Below are 18,495 nucleotides of genomic sequence, written 5' to 3'. Positions count from 1 at the left end.
TTCTCGATCAGCTCCGCGAGGGCGCGGGCTCTATTTGGTGAGGCTCGCCACTGTCGGCGAGAGTGAGGCGAGCTGGCCGTCGCCGAACTTGATGGTCAGGGCGCCCTTCAGCGTGATGCCCGCGCTGGGCAGGAATTGCTGATACTGAGTGTACTGTTCGTTGAGCAGGTTTTCGACCGAGAACGAGGCCAGCACATTGGGCGAGGGGGTATAGCCCAGGTAGAAGTTGACGAGGTTGAAGGCCGGGGTGGGCTCATAGACGCCGTCGGTGGGCAGGTCCGCCGCCGTCACCGCCGCCACCGCCATCCAGCGCACCGACATGGTCAGCTTGTTGTCCCACAGCCGCACGCCGAGGGTGGTGGCGATGTTGTCGGGCATCACCGAGGAGAGCGGCTGTCCGTTGGAGGTGTTCTCGCCATTGGTGACGGTGGCGTTCACCCCCAGGAACCAGGCGCCCGCATCATACATGCTCTCCAGCTCGAAGCCGGTGAGCTTGGCATTGGCGATGTTCTGGTATTGCGCATACGCCGTGGTGCCGTAGCGGGTGGTGCCGTATTGCACCAGCTCGATATAGTCGGACACGTCGTTGCGATAGACGTTCGCCTTCAGGCGGATCTTGTCGCCGCGCATGAAGAGATCATCATACTTGATGTTGATGCCGATTTCCTTGTTGGTGCCCACCTCCGGCGCCAGGTTCGGGTTCGGCACGAAGCAGAACACGCCGAACGAGCCGTCCGGGCAGGTCACGATGGGAATGGCGGGCGGATGGGCGCCGGCCACCAGCGTCTCCGTGACGGCCGGGGCGCGGAAGGCCTGGGCATAGGTGCCGTAGACGGTAAACCACGGCACGGGGGTGAGGCCGAGGGTGAATTTGGGCGAGACATGGTCGCCGCTATTGGTCACGCCGTCGCCGCTCAGATTGTAGCTGTCATAGCGCACGGCCGCGATGGCCTCGAGCCAGGTGGAATAATTGCCCTGCCACTGCACGAAGGCGCCGCCCACGCCCCGCGTGCCGGAGGGATTGTAGCCGTCGCCGAAGCCGTAATTGTCGACGTTGTTCACATCGTCATGGAAATAGTCGCCGCCGATGGTGATGGCGTTGCGCAGGCCATAGAAGTCGAAGCGCGAGGTGTTGTTGGCGTCGAAGCCCGTGGTGTCGATGGTGAAGGAGCGCGGATTGCCCACCGCGCCCGTGATGGTGGAGGCCGAGCCCGCCACCTTCACCTGGTCTTCCTTCACCCGGTTCCAATAGATGTTGCCGTCGAAGGCAAACAGATTGTCGTTGGGGTTCATGTAATTGTAGTTGGCGGTCAGGGTCTGGTTGATGACCTGCGTGCCATACTGACTGGTGGTGGAGGTGGGGTATTCGTTGCTGGTCGTATAGGTGGAATTGTAGTTGATGGCGGTCAGCTTCACCTGGTGATAGTCCGCCGGCCGGAAGGTGGCCTTGGCGATGCCGGTCCAGGTGTCATAGGCGGTGCCGGGCACCACGTCGCCATTGCCGTCCTTGTAGTCATTGGCCTTGCGATAGGTGCCGCCCCAGAACAGGTCCACATTCTGGCCCAGCCGCGCGGCGCCGAAGAGCGAGCCGAAGCCCATGGGGCCGTTGCTGCCGATCTCGCCCGTGCCCTCCACGCCCCAGGTCTGGCCGGGCTTCAGGATGTCCTGCACATCCTTGGTGCGGAAGGCCACCACGCCGCCGATGGCTCCGGTGCCGTAGAGGTTGGAGGAGGGGCCGCGATAGACGTCCACCGCGCTGATGAGGGCGGGCTCCAGGAAGAAGGAGCCGGCCGCATTGGCATGGCCGAGCTGGGTGAAATTCTGCCGCGCCCCGTCCACGAACACCGCCACGCGGCCGAAATCCTGCAAGCCGCGAATATTGATGGAGGTCTGGGAGGAATTGCCGTTCTGGATGGCGGTCACGCCCGGCATGCCGAAGAACAGGTCCGCCGCCCGCGCCGGATCAAGCTGCTCGATCTGGTCGGAGCGCAGCACGCTCACGCCCGCCAGCGTGTCCACCGTGGGCAAGTCCGTGAAGGTGGAGATGACGGTCACCGCATCGAGCGCGATCTCGTTGCCGCTGCTTGCCGCCGCCGCCGGGGCGGCGGCCTGCTGAGCGAAGGCGCCGACCGGGGCCAGGAGCAGGGCCGCGCCCGCCGCGCCGCACAGGAGGGCCGAACGGTTCAGGGCGCGCGAAACCGGCCGCGCGGAGGTGCGGGTCATGGAAGCCTCCAAATCAGGTTTGGGCTGGCTACCGCCCGGCAGGCCGGGCTTTGCGGGCCGTGCGCCGCATCCGAAGGGACCGCGTCGCGCTCTGGCGCCTCAAAAGCGCCTTCTCTTTCCGCCTACTGAATTGGTGAGGCTAGGGTCAAGTTGAATAGCTCTAACCTTACGGAATCATACGTAGTGTTGCAAATATAATTGGATGTATTAAAAATAGAGATACGCTCATTTTTAATAGTTTTACAAATTCCAAACTACGTCTGGTGGCTTGTGAATTCGCCATCTGGATTTATGACGGCGCAGGGGCGGTCGGTTTTCGGGAAGGCAGGCGCCGATGCGCAGCGTGTTGAAGTCTCTCGCTCTGGTGGCCCTGGCGGTCACGGCCCCGGTTTTTGCCGGCCCGCCTTACGCCTTCGCGCAGCATCAGGTCACAGATGCCGCCGGCCGGCAGGTGGAGGTGCGTGACACCAGCCGCGTGGTCTCCATCGGCGGGGCGGTGACGGAAATCCTCTTCGCCCTCGGCCTCGGCGATCGCGTGGTGGGCGTCGACCAGACCAGCACATATCCCGCCGAAGCGCGCAGCCGGCCCAATGTGGGCTATTCCCGCACGCTCGCACCCGAAGGCGTGCTCTCGGCCGATCCGAGCCTCATCCTGGCCATCGAGGGCGCTGGCCCGCCCGCGACGCTGGATGTGCTGAAGCAGGCGTCCGTGCCGGTGGTGCTCGTTCCCGATGGCCACACGCCCGAAAGCGTGGTGCGCAAGATCGAGATCATCGCCGATGCCATGGGCGTGCCGGAAAAAGGCCGGGCGCTGGCGGATGCGGTGCGCGCGGATTTCACGGCCCTCGCGGAAGGGGTGGCGCAGCTGAAGGGAAAGCCGCGTGCCGTCTTCGTGCTCTCCGCCTCCAGCGGCGCGCCGGTGGTGGGCGGGGCGGGCACCAGCGCGGATGCCATGTTTCATCTGGCCGGCGTCACCAATGCCATGGCCGGCATTCCCGGTTTCAAGCCGGCGGTTGACGAGGTGGCGCTCACCGCCGATCCCGACGCCGTGGTGGTGATGACCGATGGCGGGCAGAAGCTCACCGCCGACGTGATCTTCTCCCTGCCCGCCTTCAAGGGGACCCCCGCCGCCCATGATGGTCGTCTCGTGGCTCTGCCGGGCTCCTATCTTCTGGGCTTCGGGCCCCGCGCGCCTCAGGCGGCGCGCGATTTGGCTCTTGCCCTCCATCCCGGCGAGAGCCTTCCTGAGCTGCCCCCACGGCCCTGGGCGGGGGGCGGGAAGTGAGCCTCGCCTTGCCGGGACGCGCCGGCCGCACGCGTCCGCCGGCCGGCCTCGGCCTTCTGGTGCTTGCCGTGCTGGCGCTTGCCGCCTTCGCCGCCGCCCTTTGCCTCGGCCCGGTGAGCATCGCCCCCGAGCGCCTGTGGGCGGTGCTGCGCGATGCGATGACCGGCACCGCGGCGCCCTCCGGCTATGGCATTCGCGAGCGCGTGGTGGTGCTGGATGTGCGCCTGCCGCGCGCCGTGCTGGGCGCGCTGGCTGGGGCCGCGACGGCGGTTTCCGGCGCCATCCTCCAGGGCGTGTTCCGCAATCCGCTGGCTGATCCCGGCCTCGTCGGCGTCTCGCCCGGCGCGGCGCTGGCGGCGGTGGCCTTCATCGTGCTGGCGGGGGATCTGGGGCTGATGCTGCCCGGCGCGCTGCGGCCGCTCTCCTTGTCGGTGGCGGCCTTCGCGGGCGGCCTGGTGACCACCTTGCTGATCGGCCGCCTCGCCATGCGGGAAGGCTATATCTCGGTGGCGACCCTTCTCTTTGCCGGCCTTGCTTTGGGCGCGTTGGCGAGCGCGGGCACCGGCCTCCTGGTGTTCCTGTCGACCGAGCAGCAGTCGCGCGAATTCCTGTTCTGGACGCTCGGCAGCCTGGGCGGTGCCACCTGGGCGAAGGCGGCGCTGGCGGCGCCCTTCGTGCTGGCGCTTCTCCTGGTCATGCCGGTGATCGCGCGCGGGCTCGACGCGCTGGCGCTGGGCGAGGCGGAAGCCTTCCACCTGGGCATCCGCGTGGAGCGGCTGAAGCGCATCGCCATTCTCGCGGTGGCGGGCGGCGTCGGGGCGGCGGTGGCGGCCTGCGGGGTGATCGGCTTCGTGGGGCTTGTGGTGCCCCATCTGGTGCGCCTGACGCTCGGCCCCTCCCACCGGGTGCTTCTGCCCGCCTCGGCCCTGCTGGGCGCCGCCGTGCTCCTCCTGGCGGATGTGGCGGCGCGCATGCTGGCCGCGCCCGCCGAACTGCCGCTCGGCGTCGTCACGGCCCTCATCGGAGCGCCCTTCTTCCTGTGGCTGCTCATGCGGCGGCGGGGGGCTCTGGGATGAGCGCGGCGCGCACCTATGAGATGGCGGACATCGTCCTGGAGCGCGGCGGGCGTCGGCTCCTGGACGGCGTTTCCCTTGCCCTCACGCCCGGCACGGTGACGGTGGTCATCGGCCCCAACGGCGCCGGCAAGTCCACCTTGCTGAAGGTGCTGGCGGGCGAGCTGCGCCCCGCGCGCGGCCGTGTGACGCTTGAAGGGCGGGACATCTTCACCCTGCCGCCGGCACTCCTGGCCCGGCGAAGGGCGGTGCTGGCGCAATCCACCGAGGTGGCCTTTCCCTTCACGGTGGCGGAGGTGGTTGGCATCGGCCTGATGGGCGCCGGGGCCGGCGTCGAGGCGCGCATCGAGCAGGCGCTGGCGCGGGTGGATCTGGCGGGATTCGCGTCCCGGCGCATCGCGCAATTGTCGGGGGGCGAGCGGCAGCGGGTGCACCTTGCCCGGGTTCTCGCCCAGCTGGATGGGGGCGGGGAGGGGACGGGCTTTCTTCTCCTGGACGAGCCTACCTCCTCGCTCGACCTGTCCCATCAACTTCTCGTGCTCGATGTCGCCCGCCGCCATGCGCGCGCGGGCGGCGGCGTGCTGGCCATCCTGCATGACCTCAATCTGGCGGCCATGGCGGCGGATGTGCTGGTGGTGGTGGAGACGGGCCGCATTGCGGCGTCCGGCCCGCCCGCCGACGTGCTGACGGACGATCTGCTGCGCAAGGTGTTTGGCGTGAACGCGCGCATGAATGCGGTGCCGGCCGGCCCCTTCCTCCTGCCCCAGTCCATCCTCGGATCTGGAAGCCAAGCTCCGCGTTGATGGGTTGCGGCGGCGGTGGAGGCGGGCTTTCCTTCGGCTCGTCCGCTTGCCGCATCGCAGGAGCCGTCATGACCCATCCCGCTCTCACCCCCGGCCATGTGGCCGTCATCACCGGCGGCGCGTCCGGCATCGGCCTTGCGGCCGCCCGCCGCTTTCTCGGCCTCGGCCTGAAGGTGGCCATCGCCGACTTGCCCGGTGAGGCACTGACCGAGGCGGAACGCTCGCTGGACGCAGAAGCCCCGCCCGGGACGGCCCATGTTCTGGCCGTGCCCACCGACGTTTCAGAGCCCGGCGCGCTGGAGCATCTGGAGCAGACCGTGCGGGGCGCGTTCGGCACGGTGGACGTGCTGATGAACAATGCGGGCATCCAGCCGGGCAGCACCACGTTCGACACCGAGCGCCAGTGGCGGCGCATCATGGCGGTCAATCTGTGGGGGGTGATCGAGGGCAGCCAGATCTTCGCCCCCGGCATGATCGCGCAAGGGCGACCGGGCCTCATCATCAATACCGGCTCCAAGCAGGGCATCACCACGCCGCCGGGCGACCCCGCCTACAATGTCTCGAAGGCAAGCGTGAAGGCCTTCACCGAGGCGCTCCAGCACGAATTACGCAACACGCCCGGCTGCCGGGTCACCGCCCACCTGCTGATTCCCGGCTTCGTCTTCACCGGCCTCACTGCGCGTGGACGCAGCGAGAAGCCGGCCGGCGCCTGGACGCCGGACGAGACGGTGGACTTCATGCTGGAGCGGCTGGAGGCGGGCGACTTCTACATCCTGTGCCCCGACAATGACGTGCCCCGCGCCCTCGATGAACGGCGCATCCTGTGGGCGGCCGGCGACATCGTGGAGAATCGCCCGCCGCTGTCGCGCTGGCATCCCGCCTATGCGGAGGCGTTCAAGGCGTTCGTCGAGAAATAGGCGCGTCGAGAAATAGGCGCGGCGATGACGGGTACCGGATCGCCCTTCGGGGCGGTTCGGTCGTCTTTGTCCGTCATGTCAGGAGGTGCGGATGGTGGGCGCGACAGGGATTGAACCTGTGACCCCTACGATGTCAACGTAGTGCTCTCCCGCTGAGCTACGCGCCCATCCGCCAGGAGGAGGCCTCTATATCGGCTCGGTCGGCCGGAAGCAAGGCGCCTCGAAAAGGGAAATTTGCGTCATCCCCAGGCTGTATGCCGAAGGCCGTACCGGGGCGCGCGGGGGCCGCCTCTCAGGCGGCCAGCATCTTGCCCACTTCGCTGACCAGGTCGCGCAGGTGGAAGGGCTTGGAGAGCACCTTGGCCTCGCAGGGCGCTTCCACGTCCGCATTGAGGGCCACCGCCGCAAAGCCGGTGATGAACATGACCTTCAGGTCCGGATCGAGCTCGGTCGCCCGGCGGGCCAGCTCGATTCCGTCCATCTCCGGCATGACGATATCCGTCAGCAGCAGCTCGAACGGCTCTTCCCGCATCCGCTCATAGGCGGAGCGGCCATTGTCATAGGAGGCTACGTTGTAGCCCGCATTCTGCAGCGCTTTCACCAGGAAGCGACGCATGTCGTTGTCGTCTTCGGCCAAAAGGATCTTCGACACGCCTCTTACCCCTCGATTGCCCACATCCCGCGCCTCAAGGCAGGATCACCAAAGCCCAGCCGCCGCTGCTCTCGCTGCCCGCTCTTGGCCCCGGTGCGGGACGAAATCAACCCGTCGCGAGGCACTGCGCGCGCGAGAAAGGGCGCGGCGGTTCCTCCATAGGCTTCTTGCCTCAAAACGGGTAAATTCGAAGTGAACCTTTCTGCATCTTCTCAAGCGGCCTCCCGCTTGGGCATCATGCACGCCGACCGCTCCGCGCGCTGAAGGATGAACGGGCCTCGATGACAGCCTGCCTTGCCGAATCCATCGACCCGCCGTTCGAGATCCTGATGCCCGACGAGGTGCAGGGGCCGGTCCTGTTCAATTCTCCCCATTCGGGCCGAATCTATCCGCGCGCCTTCATGGATCAGGTGCGGCTCGACTTCGACACCTTGCGCCGGTCCGAAGACAGTTTTGTGGACGAGCTGTTTCAGGATGTGGTGGGCCACGGCCTGCCGCTGATGCGCGCGCTGTTCCCGCGTGCCTTCCTTGACCTCAACCGCGAGCCCTACGAGCTCGATCCGCGCATGTTCGACGGCCGCCTGCCGGCCTTTGCGAACACCCGGTCCATCCGCGTCTCCGGCGGGCTCGGCACCATCGCCCGCGTGGTGGGCGAATCGCAGGAAATCTACCAGCGCCGGCTCACCGTGGCCGAGGGGCTGGAGCGCATCGAGACCTTCTACAAGCCCTACCATCAGGCCCTGCGCCGCCTCATGTCGCGCAGCCACCGCGCCTTTGGGGTGGCGGTGCTGGTGGACTGCCATTCCATGCCCTCCGGCCCGACGCGGGAGGAGGGGGTGAGGGCGGACATCGTGCTCGGCGATCGCTACGCCACCAGCTGCTGTGGCCTCGTCACCGACGTGCTGGAAAAGGAGTTCATCGCCCGCGGCTATGCGGTGGTGCGCAACAAGCCCTATGCGGGCGGCTACATCACCGAGCATTACGGCAATCCGGTCGCTGGCCTCCACGCGGTTCAGATCGAGATCAATCGCGGCCTCTATATGGACGAGGCGCATTACCAGCGGGCGGCGGGCTTTGCGCGGGTCCAGGCGGACATGAGCGCCATCGCCGATTGTCTCAACCGCGCCGTTCTGGAGGTGCTGGTGCCTCGCCGGGCCGCTGCGGCCGAGTGAGCCGGGCCAAGGCTTCCGGCGTGGTATACTGCGCGCCAGGGTAGCGAGGCAGGGGCGCGGCAAGTTTGCGCAGCAAAGGCGGCGCGACGGCCTTGCGTTTTCAGAATGGCAGATATACGAATTTGCGCATGGCGGTTCGCTGCTTCGCAGCCCCGCGTGCAGACCGTCTGTCCCAAACGGTCGCCCTAAAAAAGAAAGGGGCCGCCCGCCGAAGCGAACGGCCCAAGTCTAGGGAGGAAACGCCCAAGGAGGGCAGCGACACAGCGACGCCAATCGCCATGTCGCAATGCAGCAATAGCCCATTGCGGTGCCAGAAATCAAGTGCTGGTTTGTCGCATTGCGGTGGAGTGCTGTAAGCGGTTGAAAAACAAAGAGAAAACGTGCAGCGGGGTGTGGGGTGATGCAGCCTCGTGGCCGAATCTGCGGCTTTGTTCGGCAAATGTTCCGGGATTCGAGCCCGAGTGACCCCATGGCCACGCGGGAAAAAGACAATCAAAATCGGTTGTGAGGTCTGATATTACCGGAAAAGGTAATTTAAGACCTCTCCGGCGGTAGGAATGCGTTTTCCGTAGGGGCGCGTTGCGCTGCACGCGTGGCCCGGGGAAGGTGGTTCGGGCCGGGCGCAAGGGTGGCAGCAGCGGTCCCTGTCGCGGATCTGGCGCGAGGGTTCGGGCCTGCTGGCCGGGCGCATGTGTTGAGGGGGCAGAAACGGCACGGCACAGCCGGCCACGGCGCAATGACGCCCAAAAAGAAAGGGGCCGCTCACGGTATGCCGGAGCGGCCCAAGTCTAGGGAGGAAACGCCCAAGGAGGGCAGCGGCACTGCAGCACGCAATGCCGCGCCGCATCAATATGCGCTCCAGCCCCCTCTGCCGCAAGATTGGCGCCTGCTGATATATTAGGCATGCCTCGCAGATGAACTTTCGTTGGACGCCAAGCCCTTGGCCTTGCCGCGCCTAACGTCAGGGCGCAGCCTTAAAACGTTTTGCCCCTTCCTGCGCCGGCTCCAATCCGAATGGTGCCATCCGGCGGTCGCGGTCCTCCCAGGATCGGAGGAGAGCGCCCCCTCAGTTTGGGATGCCAACGGGCCGGACCTGATCTAGAGAAGTCCCACGCGCGCCGGCGCGTCCCCTATGGCTCCTGGAAGGCTTCCCATGACCCCTGTCGCCCTGGATACGTTCGTCCACCAGCTCGCCACGGTGTCGGGCGAGGCCATCCTCCCCTTCTTCCGCACCACGCTCGGCGTGGAGGACAAGAGCCACGGCCGCGCTTTCGATCCTGTCACCGAGGCGGACCGCGCCGCCGAGCAGGTGATGCGCCGCCTGATCCAGCAGCACTTCCCTGACCATGGCATCATTGGCGAGGAGTTCGACGACCAGCAGGTGGAAGCGCCCTATGTGTGGGCGCTCGATCCCATCGACGGCACCAAGTCCTTCATTTCCGGCATGCCGGCCTGGGGCACCCTCATCGGCCTCCTGAAGGAAGGGTCGGCGGTCTATGGCATGATGCACCAGCCTTTCATCAAGGAGCGTTTCTTCGGCGACGGCGCCAACGCCTTCTATCGCGGACCCGCCGGCGACCGGCGCCTCACCACCCGCGCCTGCGCGGGAATCGAGGACGCCATCCTCTTCACCACCAGCCCGCTGCTGATGAACGAGGCCGACCGGGCGGCCTTCCGCACGGTGGAAGAGCGCGTGCGCCTCTCGCGCTATGGCGGGGATTGCTACGCCTATTGCATGGTGGCGGCCGGGCTGGTGGACCTGGTCATCGAGAGCGGCCTGAAGAATCACGACATCGTCGCCCTCATTCCCATCATCGAAGGCGCGGGCGGCGTGGTGACCACCTGGGAGGGCGAGCCCGCCACCAAAGGGGGGCGGGTGGTGGCGGCCGGCAGCAAGGCCGTTCACGCCGCCGCCCTTGAGCTCCTCGCGGGCGCTTAGAGGGCAAGTCATCGACCGGCTTGATTCACCCTGGCCGGATCAGGCTTCAGCATGCGCTCCGACCCCTGACCTCTCCGGCCGGCGAATCGCGGGCTGCCTCGAGATCGCCCGCCTGCGGCTCGGCGTGGGGACGAGGCGCAGGGACGCCGGTGTCTGCACCGCCTCGCTCCCTAGAGCACGGGCTCGGCCGGCCCGGCCTTGCCAGGCAAGGGCGTGGGCGGAATGAAGCCGTCGAAGGCCGCCCAGAACTGGCTGCGCAGGGCATCCCGTTCCATCATCAGCTCGTGCTTGGCGGCAGGGATCACCAATTGGGCGCCGGCAATCAGCCGGGATGCCACATGCTCCACCATGCGGTTGGACACGATGCGATCCGCTCCACCCGCCATCAGCAGCAGCGGCAGGCGAATGGCGCGCAGCGCTTCCGGCGCCGTGACGCGGTGCATGGCTGCGAAGGCTGTGGCGAGCCAACGGAAGGTGGGCGAGCCCAGTCCCATTTCAGGATGCGCGGTGATGAAATCCGCAGCCCGGGCATAGCGCACCGGGTCGGAGGTGACGCGATTGATGGGGAAGGGCCGGAAATTGATCGGCGTGTCCCCACCGCCCGGAATATAGGCGCGCCCCAGTCCGACGGCTGTGCCAGCCGCCGCCACGACGCCCACCGTCCCGGTCATGGCGCCCAGCTGGAGGGCGAGCATGGGGGCGGCGAGCACCGCGCGGTCGAACCAGCGATGGCCCGCCAGGAGGGCGTCCAGAAGCACCGCTCCGCCCATGGAATGGGCCAGCGCATAATGCGGCGCCGGGCAATCGGGGAGCACCACCTGCCGCATGAAGGCGGCAAGATCCCTCTGATAGTCCAGGAAGTCGCCCACATAGCCCCGCCGGGGATTGGCCAGCAGGCGCTCCGACCCGCCCTGGCCACGCCAGTCCAGCGTCGCGACGGCGAAGCCGCGCGCGGTCAGGTCCCGCACCACATCGAAATATTTCTCGATGAATTCCGCCCGGCCGGGCAGCACGGTCACCGTGCCGCGCCAGGGCGTGCCGGGCGCGGGCGGCCAATGGGCGAAACGGATCCGGATCGAATCGGCGGTGACGAGATGGCCGCTCACCGCCCCCGCCGGAACAGGGCTCCCGGGAATGGTGCGCAGCACCGATGGCCCCGCTGCATCGCCGGGGAGCGGTCGAGTTTCTGCGGAGGCGGACGGCTGGGGCATGGAGTGCCTGACGGACATTGCGGGCTCAGAGCCTATAGCGCGCCCATGGCGGCCGGCAAACGCGCTCAATAGCGCTTGTTCGCGAAGCCGATCACTTCCATGCCGCTGATCTCGCCGGAGCGCGCATCGAGCACGAGCCGCACGCGCTCGCGCCGGGGGCCTGTGGCTTCGCACAGATAGCTGGCGCCCCGGATCTCCAGGCTGGTGATCTCGGTAAAGCCCCAAGCCGTCAATTGCCGCTCCATGTCCCCCAGCGAGCGCGGCGGCGTGCTGGCCGCGCGCGTGACATAGGGCGACAAAGCGGGGGCCATGAAGAAGGCCCGCGACAAACCGTCCCCCGCATGGGTGAGCGGGGCAGGCGCGGGGGCGGCAGCCACGGGGGGCGGGGCGGCCGGTACGGCAGGCGGGAAGGTCATGGGCAGGAAGGGTTCTTCGGGCGCGGAAATGCGCACGAGGGTGCCGGGAGGGCCGTACCAGTCCGCCTCGTCGGCCTGGGCGGCACCGGAGGCATGGGCCGCTGCGACGATGTCCTTCATCTGTCGGCAAGGCCCCGGAGCCTGGAAGCCCGGGAGACTGACGGCCAATGCGAGGGTGAGAAGTCCGGCGCCTGTGCGCATGCTCCGCCTCCCTGCCCGAAGCTGGCAGGACGGGTGGTTATATCAATGCCCGCGCCTCCGCCAGGGGCGAACGTCCAGGGTGTCGCGGTCGCCCGCCGACATCCGGGGGATTGGCAGGCCGGCGAGACTATAGGCCCTGCCCCTGAATGGGGGGCGGACAGGCTGTTCAGCTGACGTTCATGAAATGGCCGTTCGCCCGGTCTTGACGCCCGTCCACCTGCTTCCCACATCCCGGACAGCGTCGGTCATCAGACGGCGCGACCCCACCGGGTCCGGCTTCGGCGGGCCCGGCAGATCCAAGCGTATCGCTTTAGGAGGATATGCCATGCGTAGCTTTGACTTGACCCCCCTGTATCGCAACACCGTCGGCTTTGACCGCCTCTTCTCGCTGCTCGACACCGTCGGTGGCGTGGACGCGGCGCCCACCTATCCGCCCTACAATATCGAGCGGACCGGCGAGAACGAGTATCGCATCACTGTCGCAGTGGCTGGCTTCACCGCCGACGAACTCTCCATCGAGAGCAAGGAAAATAGCCTGACCCTTCGCGGCGAGAAGGCCACGGCGGAGAATGCGGAGCACAGCCAGGTCCTCTATCGCGGGATCGCTGCGCGCGCGTTCGAGCGCCGGTTCCAGCTGGCCGACCACGTGGAAGTGCGCGGCGCCCGCCTTGAGAATGGCCTGCTCCACGTGGAGCTTGTGCGCAACATTCCCGAGGCGAAGAAGCCCCGCACCATCTCCATCGCCACCGCTCCGTCCGAGGCGCCCCGCGTGACGGCGGCGGCCGAGGCGACGGACGCCAAGGCGGCCTGACCTGCGCCGCGAGGCCGGTTGAGCCGGCCTCCCTTCGATCCTGATTCGCGAGGCAGGGGGCACTTGAGGCGTCCCCGCCCGCGGGTCCCGGGCGTCTGAGAGCGCTCCGCGAAAGCGGGGCGCTTTTTTCATGCAAGGGGGCACTGGCTCAGCCCGCCGTGTTCACCGGCAGGATCTGGGAGACCGGCCTAAGGGCTCGCCGGCTTTGCGGGAGAGACCGGGGGCGATGCCGGTCCGGTCGTGCGCGGGGGCCACGTGAAATCATCGGCGCGCCCTGCGGGTGCCGCAGCCGGCAACCCTTCCTTCAGCGCGCGGAGCGATTCGCTGGCCGTGGCCGCAGCCGGAACCGCAGCGGGGAGCGGCGTGGTGCCGCCGGCCAATGCGCTGGCGCCCAAGCGCGGCCGGTCGTTCAGGGACATGGGCCCTCGCGTGCCATCCGCGCCGGGGCCCGTGTCGGGCATCTGCTCCACTTCCGACAGGATGCGCGAAATGTCCTTCTGGGCGAAGAAGGCGAGCTTGCGGGCGCCGGCCCGGGTAAAGCGGATGCCGTCATTCAGGCGCAGGCGTCGCCTTTGCCCATCCACGGCCGCGCCGGAAGCGGTGTATTTGCCATCCTCGTCCACGAAGCCGTCCCACACATTGGCGAAGATGACGCCGGCCTTCGCCGCGTGGCTCTTGAGGATGTCGTTGAGGCGTTCGTAATCGGCCATGGTGGCTGCGTTCTGCACCGGGGCCAGACCCACCACCACCACATTGCCGACCCGTGCCCGAAGGGCGGCGAGGAAGTCGTCCAGCCGCTTGCCATAAAGCTCGGTCCAGCGGTCGGTGAAGGGCTCCACCTGCGTGTCGCCGTCGCGAATGGGATGAATGTCGTTGGCGCCGAGGCTCACCACCGTCACACCCGGCCGGGCGGCATTGACCGCCTCCGGCCATTTGGCCATCCAGTCGGTGATGTCCGGTGTCTCGCCGGGCAGGTAGCCGCTGTCATCGTCCGTGCGGGCGATCACGGCCGGGCTGCCCTTTTCGGGCACATAGGCGTCCGCCAGTCCCTTGGCGAACTGCGCGCCCATGCGGTCGCCGATCACCAGGACAAACTTGGTGGGCGGCTGCTTCTTGCCCTGCACGGCCTCGTCGGCCGACGAATAAACGGTGCCTTCCGGCTCGGGCGGTGGCTTGGGAGCTTGGGGCTGCACCTGCTGTTGCGGCTGTTGCTGCTGGGGCGGAAAGAGCGGGGCGAAGGGATTCCAGCCGCCGAAGAGGCCACCGCCACCGCCGCCCACATTGGCCGGCGGACGAGGAATGCTGCCCGGTGGCCGCAAATCCTGCGCCTGAGCGAGGGCCGCGCCAAAGAGAATGCTCGCGACCACCGCTACCCATGCCACGGCCTGAATCCGGCGCGCGGCCGCAGTTGGCCACAGGGCAAAGGGGCAGGGGACAGGGGCGTCAGCGGGCGTCATGCATCAGCAATGGCCGACCTTGCCGGCGGTTTCAAGACGGGATGTCCCGCAGGGGCGCGGCGCAGACTGCGCCGCATGGGCCTGACTGAGCCCGCACTGCGGCAGGCGGCCGCTTCCTCTCTTTCCTGTTTCTCCAGGGCGCAGGGGCGCGCCCCCCGGGTGGCCAAACGCAAAAACGCCGCCGGGCCGGGGCCGCGACGGCGTTGAAATGCGTTGGATACGGGGAGACTGCGGGTGCAGGTCTCCGATGGTCCTCAGTTCAGCTTCGACCGTACATCGGCAATGGCCGAACCCACCAGCCGCTCACCCACCGAAGCGTCGCGGGCGATGCCGGAGAGGAGCCGCTCGGCCGCCTTCACCGCCGCGTCCGCAGCCACGGCCTTCACGTCGGCCACGGCCTGGGATTCGGCCTGGGAGATCTTCTCTTCCGCCATGCGGGTGCGGCGGGCGACGAAGTCTTCCAGCTTGGCGCGGGTCTCGGAGGCGAGGCGCTCAGCCTCGGCCTTGGCGGCGGTCACGATGGATTCCGCCTCGGTTTCCGCCTCGCGCTGCTTGCGCTTGTATTCGGCCACCAGCTTCTGCGCCTCTTCCTTGAGGCGGCGGGCTTCGTCCAGCTCGGCGGCGATGCGGGCGCCGCGATTGTCCAGCGCCGCGGCGATGGTGCGGTGGACGCCGTAATAGAGCAGGATGGCGACGAACAGCAGGAAGGCGATGGCCACCCAGAGCTCGGCCAATTGCATCTCGTTCATGGCAGTCCTCGATCGCCGGTATCAGGTCGTCACCCGTGCCCACGGCACGCGGTGACAGGGAAAATCACGCGCCCGTCTTCTGGGCGAGGGCCGCGTCCACCGCCTGCTCCACATCCGCATTCTGGGCGGTGGTGCCGACCAGGCTGGAGACGATGGTGTTGGCCGTGTCCACGGCAATGCCGCGCACATGCGACATGGCCTCGGTCTTGGTGGCGCCGATGCGACGCTCCGCTTCCTCGAGCTTGGCGGCGAGGCTCGCTTCCAGGCTCTTGCGGTTGGTCTCGGTCTCGGCGGCGAGGCGGTTGCGCGCCTCACCGGCAATGGCGTTGGCCTTGTTGCGGGCCTCCACCAGGGCCTTCTCATAGGCGGCCTGGGCCGCTTCGCTTTCCGCCCGGCGCTGCGAGGCCTCTTCCAGATCGCGGGCGATCCGGTCGTGACGCTCTTCCAGGATGCGGCCGATGCGCGGAAGCGTCACGCGGCTCATCAGGAAATAGAGGGCGCCGAAGGTCAGAGCCAGCCAGAACAGCTGGGAGGCGAAATGGGTGGGGTTGAACGGCGGGAAGCCGCCGTGCTCACCATCCCCGCCATGTTCGCCGTGCACGGCATGGGCGAGTTCGCCCGTGCCGGGGGCCGCCGCATGGGCTTCGGCGACGACGAAGGAGGTCACCGTGTTCCACACCCGCTGAGGTGCAGTATCGCTGCCGGCCACCACCGTCACCGGCCCCGCCATCAGCAGGGCTCCCGTCACAGCCGCAGCACCTATCAGCTTCCATGTCTTGGTCATGGCTCGCCTGTCCGTCCTTCGTCCATCAGGCTTCCGGGATCACCCGGAAGCCGCCGCTTATGTCGTGCCGATCAGGCCACGAAGAGCAGAACGAGAGCGACGACGAGCGAGAAGATGCCGAGACCTTCCGCGAGCGCCGCGCCGATGAACGCGCGGGCGAACTGGCCGTCGGCCGCAGAGGGGTTGCGCAGAGCGCCGGCGAGGAAGTTGCCGAAGATGTTACCGACGCCGATGCCGGCGAGACCCATGCCGAGGCAGGCGAGACCGGCGCCCAGGAACTTAGCAGCGTTCGCGTCCATAGTACTGCTCCTTGAGAAACACGTGAGGGTTCAGATGAGGGCAGGGCTCAGTGGCCCGGATGCACCGCATCGTTGAGATAGATCGAGGTGAGGACCGCAAACACGTAGGCCTGCAGCACCGCGACCAGCAGCTCGAGCGCCGTCAGCGCCACGATCATGAAGAAGGGAAGCACCGCGCCGAACCAGCCGGCGACGCCGAGCGAGGCCAGGCCCACCACGAAGAAGGCGAACACCTTCAGGGCGATATGGCCGGCCAGCATGTTGGCGAACAGACGCAGCGACAGGGAGATGGGGCGGGAGATGAAGGACACCACCTCGATCAGCACCACGAAGGGCAGCAGGAAGGAGGGCACGCCCGACGGCACGAACAGGTGGAGGAAGTGGGTGCCGTGCTTGAAGAAGCCATAGACGATCACGGTGCCGATCACGAGCAGCGCAAGAGCGGCAGTGACGACGATGTGGGCGGTGATCGTGAAGGTGTAGGGAACCAGGCCCACCACATTCGCCACGAAGACGAACATAAAGAGCGAGAAGACCAGGGGGAAGAAGACCATGCCCTGGTTGCCGGCCGAATCCCTGACCATCTTGGCTATGAATTCGTAAGACATCTCAGCCACCGACTGCATCCGGCCCGGCACCAAGGTGCGGCCGCGGGTGGCGTAGGTCAGAAACAGGAAGATGGAGGCGACGATGCCGACCATGAAGGCGGCGGAATTGGTGAAGGAGACGCTGACGCCCGAGACATGCAGCAGCTCTACGTACCGCTGCACTTGAAACTGGTGGATCGGATCGATGTTCATCCGACACGCGCCTCTGTTCCGTGCGGCTTGCGCCGCCACAATTCCACATCCTCTACAGGGCTCATCCCTGCGGAGGCTTCTTTCCACCGGTCTCGCCGGCCGCGCGCATCATGTTGAGCACGCCGGCGGCAAAGCCGATCAGGGTGAAGAGGATGATGCCCCAGGGCGACACCGAGAAGACGGCGTCGATGCCCCAGCCGATCATGGCCCCCACCAGAGTCCCCGCCACGAACTCCGATCCCAGGCGAAAGGCCAAAGCCATGCCCGAGGCGGTGTTGTTGCGTTGCGGTCCCGTCGGCTGCGATTGGTCTTTTGGCCGCGCCTTGTCAAGCGCGGCATTGAGACGCTGAAGCCGATCCGCAAGTCCGGGATCACCCACCTCTGGTTCGTGGTCCGCTTGCCGTTGGCCCGTCTTCCGAGGATCGGAATCCGATCGTTTCGACATGCTACGAACTCCGGCTTCGCGGGTGTGGATCAGGCGATCACGGCCCCCCGAAACCGCGCGGCACCATAGTTGCGGCATATTTGAGTGTCAAGGAAAGCGCGGAGCGATTTAACTGCCTGAAATCACGCGAAAAACGGCAGTGAACTCAAACCCTTGGCACCGATCAGCTCACCTCGCGTAAGCGCTCGGCGTGCTGCAGGTCCACAGACACCAGCCGCGAGACCCCCCGTTCGGCCATGGTGACGCCGAACAGCCGGTCCATCCGCGCCATGCTGATGGGATTGTGGGTGATGACCAGGAAGCGGGTGTCGGTCAGCCGCGTCATTTCGTCCATCAGCACGCAGAAGCGTTCCACATTGGCGTCGTCGAGGGGCGCGTCCACCTCGTCCAGCACGCAGATGGGGGCGGGGTTGGTCAGGAACACCGCGAAGATCAGCGCCATGGCGGTGAGCGCCTGCTCGCCGCCGGAGAGCAAGGAGAGCGTCTGCGGCTTCTTGCCGGGCGGCTTGGCGATGATGTCGAGACCGGCTTCCAGCGGGTCGTCCGCGTCGGTCAGCACCAATTGCGCCTCGCCGCCGCCGAACAGCGTGTCGAACAGCTTGCGGAAATGTCCGTCCACCACGGCGAAGGAGGCCTGAAGGCGCTCGCGGGCCTCCCGGTTCAGGCTCTGGATGCCCGACCGCAGGCGGCGGATGGCCTCCACCAGGTCGTCCCGCTCGCGGGTGAGGGTTTCCAGGCGCCCGTCCGCTTCTTCAAGCTCCACCTCGGCCCGCAGATTGACCGCGCCGAGGCGGTCCCGCTCCCGCCGCGCCCGCTCAAGGGCCGCCTCGACCGTGTCGAGGGGCGGCGGCTCGGCATCGGCGGTGAGGCCGGAGAGGGTGAAGGCGGTTTCGGGTGGCCCGTCCAGGGCATCGGTGATGTCGCGGGCCACGTCGTCCCGCCGCTGGCGCGCGGCCTCCAGCCGCGCTTCGCAGCGGGCGGCTTCCTCGCGTGCAGCCGAGAGGGCGGCGAGCGCGTCCTTGGCAGCCTGGTCGGCGGCGGCCAGCGCGGCCTCGCCCTCGGCGAGGCGATCGGCGGCGGCGCGGCGGCCGGCCTCTGCTTGCTCGGTTTCGGTCAGGAGGCGGCGGCGGCGCAGGATGATCTCGGCGGGGGCGTCGGCCAGCCCGTCCAGTTCCGCCTGCGCCTCGTCGCGGCGGGCCTCCAGCGCTGCGATCCGGGCGCCTGCGCCGCCGGCGCGTTCGGTCCAGGAGCGCCGTTC

The 18,495-nt window shown here is 67.5% G+C and carries 18 protein-coding genes and 1 tRNA gene; 7 read left to right on the top strand and 12 right to left on the bottom strand.

All coding sequences use genetic code 11. The annotated features are described in order from the left end of the window. Positions 1-30 precede the first annotated feature (30 nt). Positions 31-2,223, bottom strand: coding sequence for a TonB-dependent hemoglobin/transferrin/lactoferrin family receptor (locus PV781_RS13600; RefSeq protein WP_274776178.1), 2,193 nt, complete (start codon positions 2,221-2,223; stop codon positions 31-33). A gap of 334 nt (positions 2,224-2,557) precedes the next feature. Here PV781_RS13600 and PV781_RS13595 point away from each other — a divergent pair, with 334 nt between their 5' ends. From PV781_RS13595 to PV781_RS13580, 4 genes are all read left to right on the top strand, one after another. Continuing rightward, the gene (locus PV781_RS13595) at positions 2,558-3,508 is read left to right on the top strand and encodes a heme/hemin ABC transporter substrate-binding protein (RefSeq protein ID WP_274776177.1); all 951 of its coding nucleotides are present in this window, start codon (positions 2,558-2,560) and stop codon (positions 3,506-3,508) included. Continuing rightward, the gene (locus tag PV781_RS13590; protein WP_274776176.1) at positions 3,505-4,584 is read left to right on the top strand and encodes a FecCD family ABC transporter permease; all 1,080 of its coding nucleotides are present in this window, start codon (positions 3,505-3,507) and stop codon (positions 4,582-4,584) included. The genes PV781_RS13595 and PV781_RS13590 overlap by 4 nt, the downstream gene beginning before the upstream one ends. Continuing rightward, positions 4,581-5,384 (top strand): heme ABC transporter ATP-binding protein, encoded by an 804-nt coding sequence (locus tag PV781_RS13585; RefSeq protein WP_274776175.1) that lies wholly within the window; start codon positions 4,581-4,583, stop codon positions 5,382-5,384. Before PV781_RS13590 ends, PV781_RS13585 begins: the two co-directional genes overlap by 4 nt. A 68-nt stretch (positions 5,385-5,452) precedes the next feature. Further along, complete coding sequence (locus tag PV781_RS13580) at positions 5,453-6,301, top strand: SDR family NAD(P)-dependent oxidoreductase (protein ID WP_274776174.1); 849 nt, start codon at positions 5,453-5,455, stop codon at positions 6,299-6,301. Positions 6,302-6,393: 92 nt separating this feature from the next. On the opposite strand, the gene PV781_RS13575 is transcribed toward PV781_RS13580, so the two are convergent. Next, a tRNA-Val gene (locus PV781_RS13575) sits at positions 6,394-6,468 on the bottom strand. 125 nt (positions 6,469-6,593) lie between these two features. Next, complete coding sequence (gene cpdR / locus PV781_RS13570) at positions 6,594-6,953, bottom strand: cell cycle two-component system response regulator CpdR (RefSeq protein WP_209098765.1); 360 nt, start codon at positions 6,951-6,953, stop codon at positions 6,594-6,596. A 281-nt stretch (positions 6,954-7,234) separates the two neighbouring features. Here cpdR and PV781_RS13565 point away from each other — a divergent pair, with 281 nt between their 5' ends. Both PV781_RS13565 and hisN read left to right on the top strand, forming a co-directional pair. Continuing rightward, entirely contained in the window at positions 7,235-8,125 is an 891-nt protein-coding gene (locus tag PV781_RS13565) for an N-formylglutamate amidohydrolase (protein ID WP_274776173.1), read from the top strand. Positions 8,126-9,278: 1,153 nt separating this feature from the next. Beyond that, a complete protein-coding gene (hisN, locus tag PV781_RS13560) occupies positions 9,279-10,064 on the top strand; it encodes a histidinol-phosphatase (protein WP_274776172.1) in 786 nt (261 codons plus the stop codon). A 170-nt stretch (positions 10,065-10,234) separates the two neighbouring features. Here hisN and PV781_RS13555 read toward each other — a convergent pair whose 3' ends face one another. Both PV781_RS13555 and PV781_RS13550 read right to left on the bottom strand, forming a co-directional pair. Continuing rightward, the gene (locus PV781_RS13555) at positions 10,235-11,293 is read right to left on the bottom strand and encodes an alpha/beta fold hydrolase (RefSeq protein WP_274776171.1); all 1,059 of its coding nucleotides are present in this window, start codon (positions 11,291-11,293) and stop codon (positions 10,235-10,237) included. Positions 11,294-11,340: 47 nt separating this feature from the next. After that, positions 11,341-11,811 carry a hypothetical protein gene (locus PV781_RS13550; RefSeq protein ID WP_274776170.1) on the bottom strand — a complete coding sequence of 157 codons (471 nt, stop codon included), beginning with the start codon at positions 11,809-11,811 and terminating at the stop codon, positions 11,341-11,343. A gap of 406 nt (positions 11,812-12,217) precedes the next feature. Here PV781_RS13550 and PV781_RS13545 point away from each other — a divergent pair, with 406 nt between their 5' ends. Then, positions 12,218-12,703: an Hsp20 family protein gene (locus PV781_RS13545; RefSeq protein WP_274776169.1), complete on the top strand. Its 486-nt coding sequence runs from the start codon at positions 12,218-12,220 to the stop codon at positions 12,701-12,703. Between the two features lie 188 nt (positions 12,704-12,891). On the opposite strand, the gene PV781_RS13540 is transcribed toward PV781_RS13545, so the two are convergent. The 7 genes from PV781_RS13540 to PV781_RS13510 form a co-directional block, all read right to left on the bottom strand. After that, on the bottom strand, positions 12,892-14,085 hold the full coding sequence (locus tag PV781_RS13540) for an SGNH/GDSL hydrolase family protein (RefSeq protein ID WP_274776168.1): 1,194 nt from the start codon (positions 14,083-14,085) through the stop codon (positions 12,892-12,894). Positions 14,086-14,414: 329 nt separating this feature from the next. Beyond that, the gene (locus tag PV781_RS13535) at positions 14,415-14,909 is read right to left on the bottom strand and encodes a F0F1 ATP synthase subunit B family protein (RefSeq protein ID WP_274776167.1); all 495 of its coding nucleotides are present in this window, start codon (positions 14,907-14,909) and stop codon (positions 14,415-14,417) included. 64 nt (positions 14,910-14,973) lie between these two features. Beyond that, positions 14,974-15,693, bottom strand: a complete 720-nt coding sequence (locus tag PV781_RS13530) for a F0F1 ATP synthase subunit B (RefSeq protein WP_274776166.1) — start codon at positions 15,691-15,693, stop codon at positions 14,974-14,976. Between the two features lie 71 nt (positions 15,694-15,764). Beyond that, complete coding sequence (locus PV781_RS13525; RefSeq protein ID WP_209098783.1) at positions 15,765-15,992, bottom strand: F0F1 ATP synthase subunit C; 228 nt, start codon at positions 15,990-15,992, stop codon at positions 15,765-15,767. 47 nt (positions 15,993-16,039) lie between these two features. Further along, positions 16,040-16,792: a F0F1 ATP synthase subunit A gene (locus PV781_RS13520; RefSeq protein WP_274776165.1), complete on the bottom strand. Its 753-nt coding sequence runs from the start codon at positions 16,790-16,792 to the stop codon at positions 16,040-16,042. Between the two features lie 61 nt (positions 16,793-16,853). Then, a complete protein-coding gene (locus PV781_RS13515; protein ID WP_274776164.1) occupies positions 16,854-17,054 on the bottom strand; it encodes an AtpZ/AtpI family protein in 201 nt (66 codons plus the stop codon). Between the two features lie 346 nt (positions 17,055-17,400). After that, positions 17,401-18,495: coiled-coil domain-containing protein (locus PV781_RS13510; RefSeq protein ID WP_489667329.1), on the bottom strand; the 1,095-nt coding region annotated here is incomplete at its 5' end.

The sequence above is a fragment of the Aquabacter sediminis genome, from assembly GCF_028863665.1.
Taxonomy (GTDB): domain Bacteria; phylum Pseudomonadota; class Alphaproteobacteria; order Rhizobiales; family Xanthobacteraceae; genus L1I39.
This window is presented reverse-complemented; position numbering and strand designations above follow the sequence as displayed.

Bases quoted from the DNA above. Each gene is read 5' to 3' on its own strand.
- PV781_RS13600 (WP_274776178.1), bottom strand. From the start codon at position 2,223: ATGACCCGCACCTCCGCGCGGCCGGTTTCGCGCGCCCTGAACCGTTCG.
- PV781_RS13595 (WP_274776177.1), top strand. From the start codon at position 2,558: ATGCGCAGCGTGTTGAAGTCTCTCGCTCTGGTGGCCCTGGCGGTCACG.
- PV781_RS13585 (WP_274776175.1), top strand. From the start codon at position 4,581: ATGAGCGCGGCGCGCACCTATGAGATGGCGGACATCGTCCTGGAGCGC.
- PV781_RS13580 (WP_274776174.1), top strand. From the start codon at position 5,453: ATGACCCATCCCGCTCTCACCCCCGGCCATGTGGCCGTCATCACCGGC.
- PV781_RS13565 (WP_274776173.1), top strand. From the start codon at position 7,235: ATGACAGCCTGCCTTGCCGAATCCATCGACCCGCCGTTCGAGATCCTG.
- hisN (WP_274776172.1), top strand. From the start codon at position 9,279: ATGACCCCTGTCGCCCTGGATACGTTCGTCCACCAGCTCGCCACGGTG.
- PV781_RS13555 (WP_274776171.1), bottom strand. From the start codon at position 11,293: ATGTCCGTCAGGCACTCCATGCCCCAGCCGTCCGCCTCCGCAGAAACT.
- PV781_RS13550 (WP_274776170.1), bottom strand. From the start codon at position 11,811: ATGAAGGACATCGTCGCAGCGGCCCATGCCTCCGGTGCCGCCCAGGCC.
- PV781_RS13545 (WP_274776169.1), top strand. From the start codon at position 12,218: ATGCGTAGCTTTGACTTGACCCCCCTGTATCGCAACACCGTCGGCTTT.
- PV781_RS13535 (WP_274776167.1), bottom strand. From the start codon at position 14,909: ATGAACGAGATGCAATTGGCCGAGCTCTGGGTGGCCATCGCCTTCCTG.
- PV781_RS13530 (WP_274776166.1), bottom strand. From the start codon at position 15,693: ATGACCAAGACATGGAAGCTGATAGGTGCTGCGGCTGTGACGGGAGCC.
- PV781_RS13525 (WP_209098783.1), bottom strand. From the start codon at position 15,992: ATGGACGCGAACGCTGCTAAGTTCCTGGGCGCCGGTCTCGCCTGCCTC.
- PV781_RS13520 (WP_274776165.1), bottom strand. From the start codon at position 16,792: ATGAACATCGATCCGATCCACCAGTTTCAAGTGCAGCGGTACGTAGAG.
- PV781_RS13515 (WP_274776164.1), bottom strand. From the start codon at position 17,054: ATGGCTTTGGCCTTTCGCCTGGGATCGGAGTTCGTGGCGGGGACTCTG.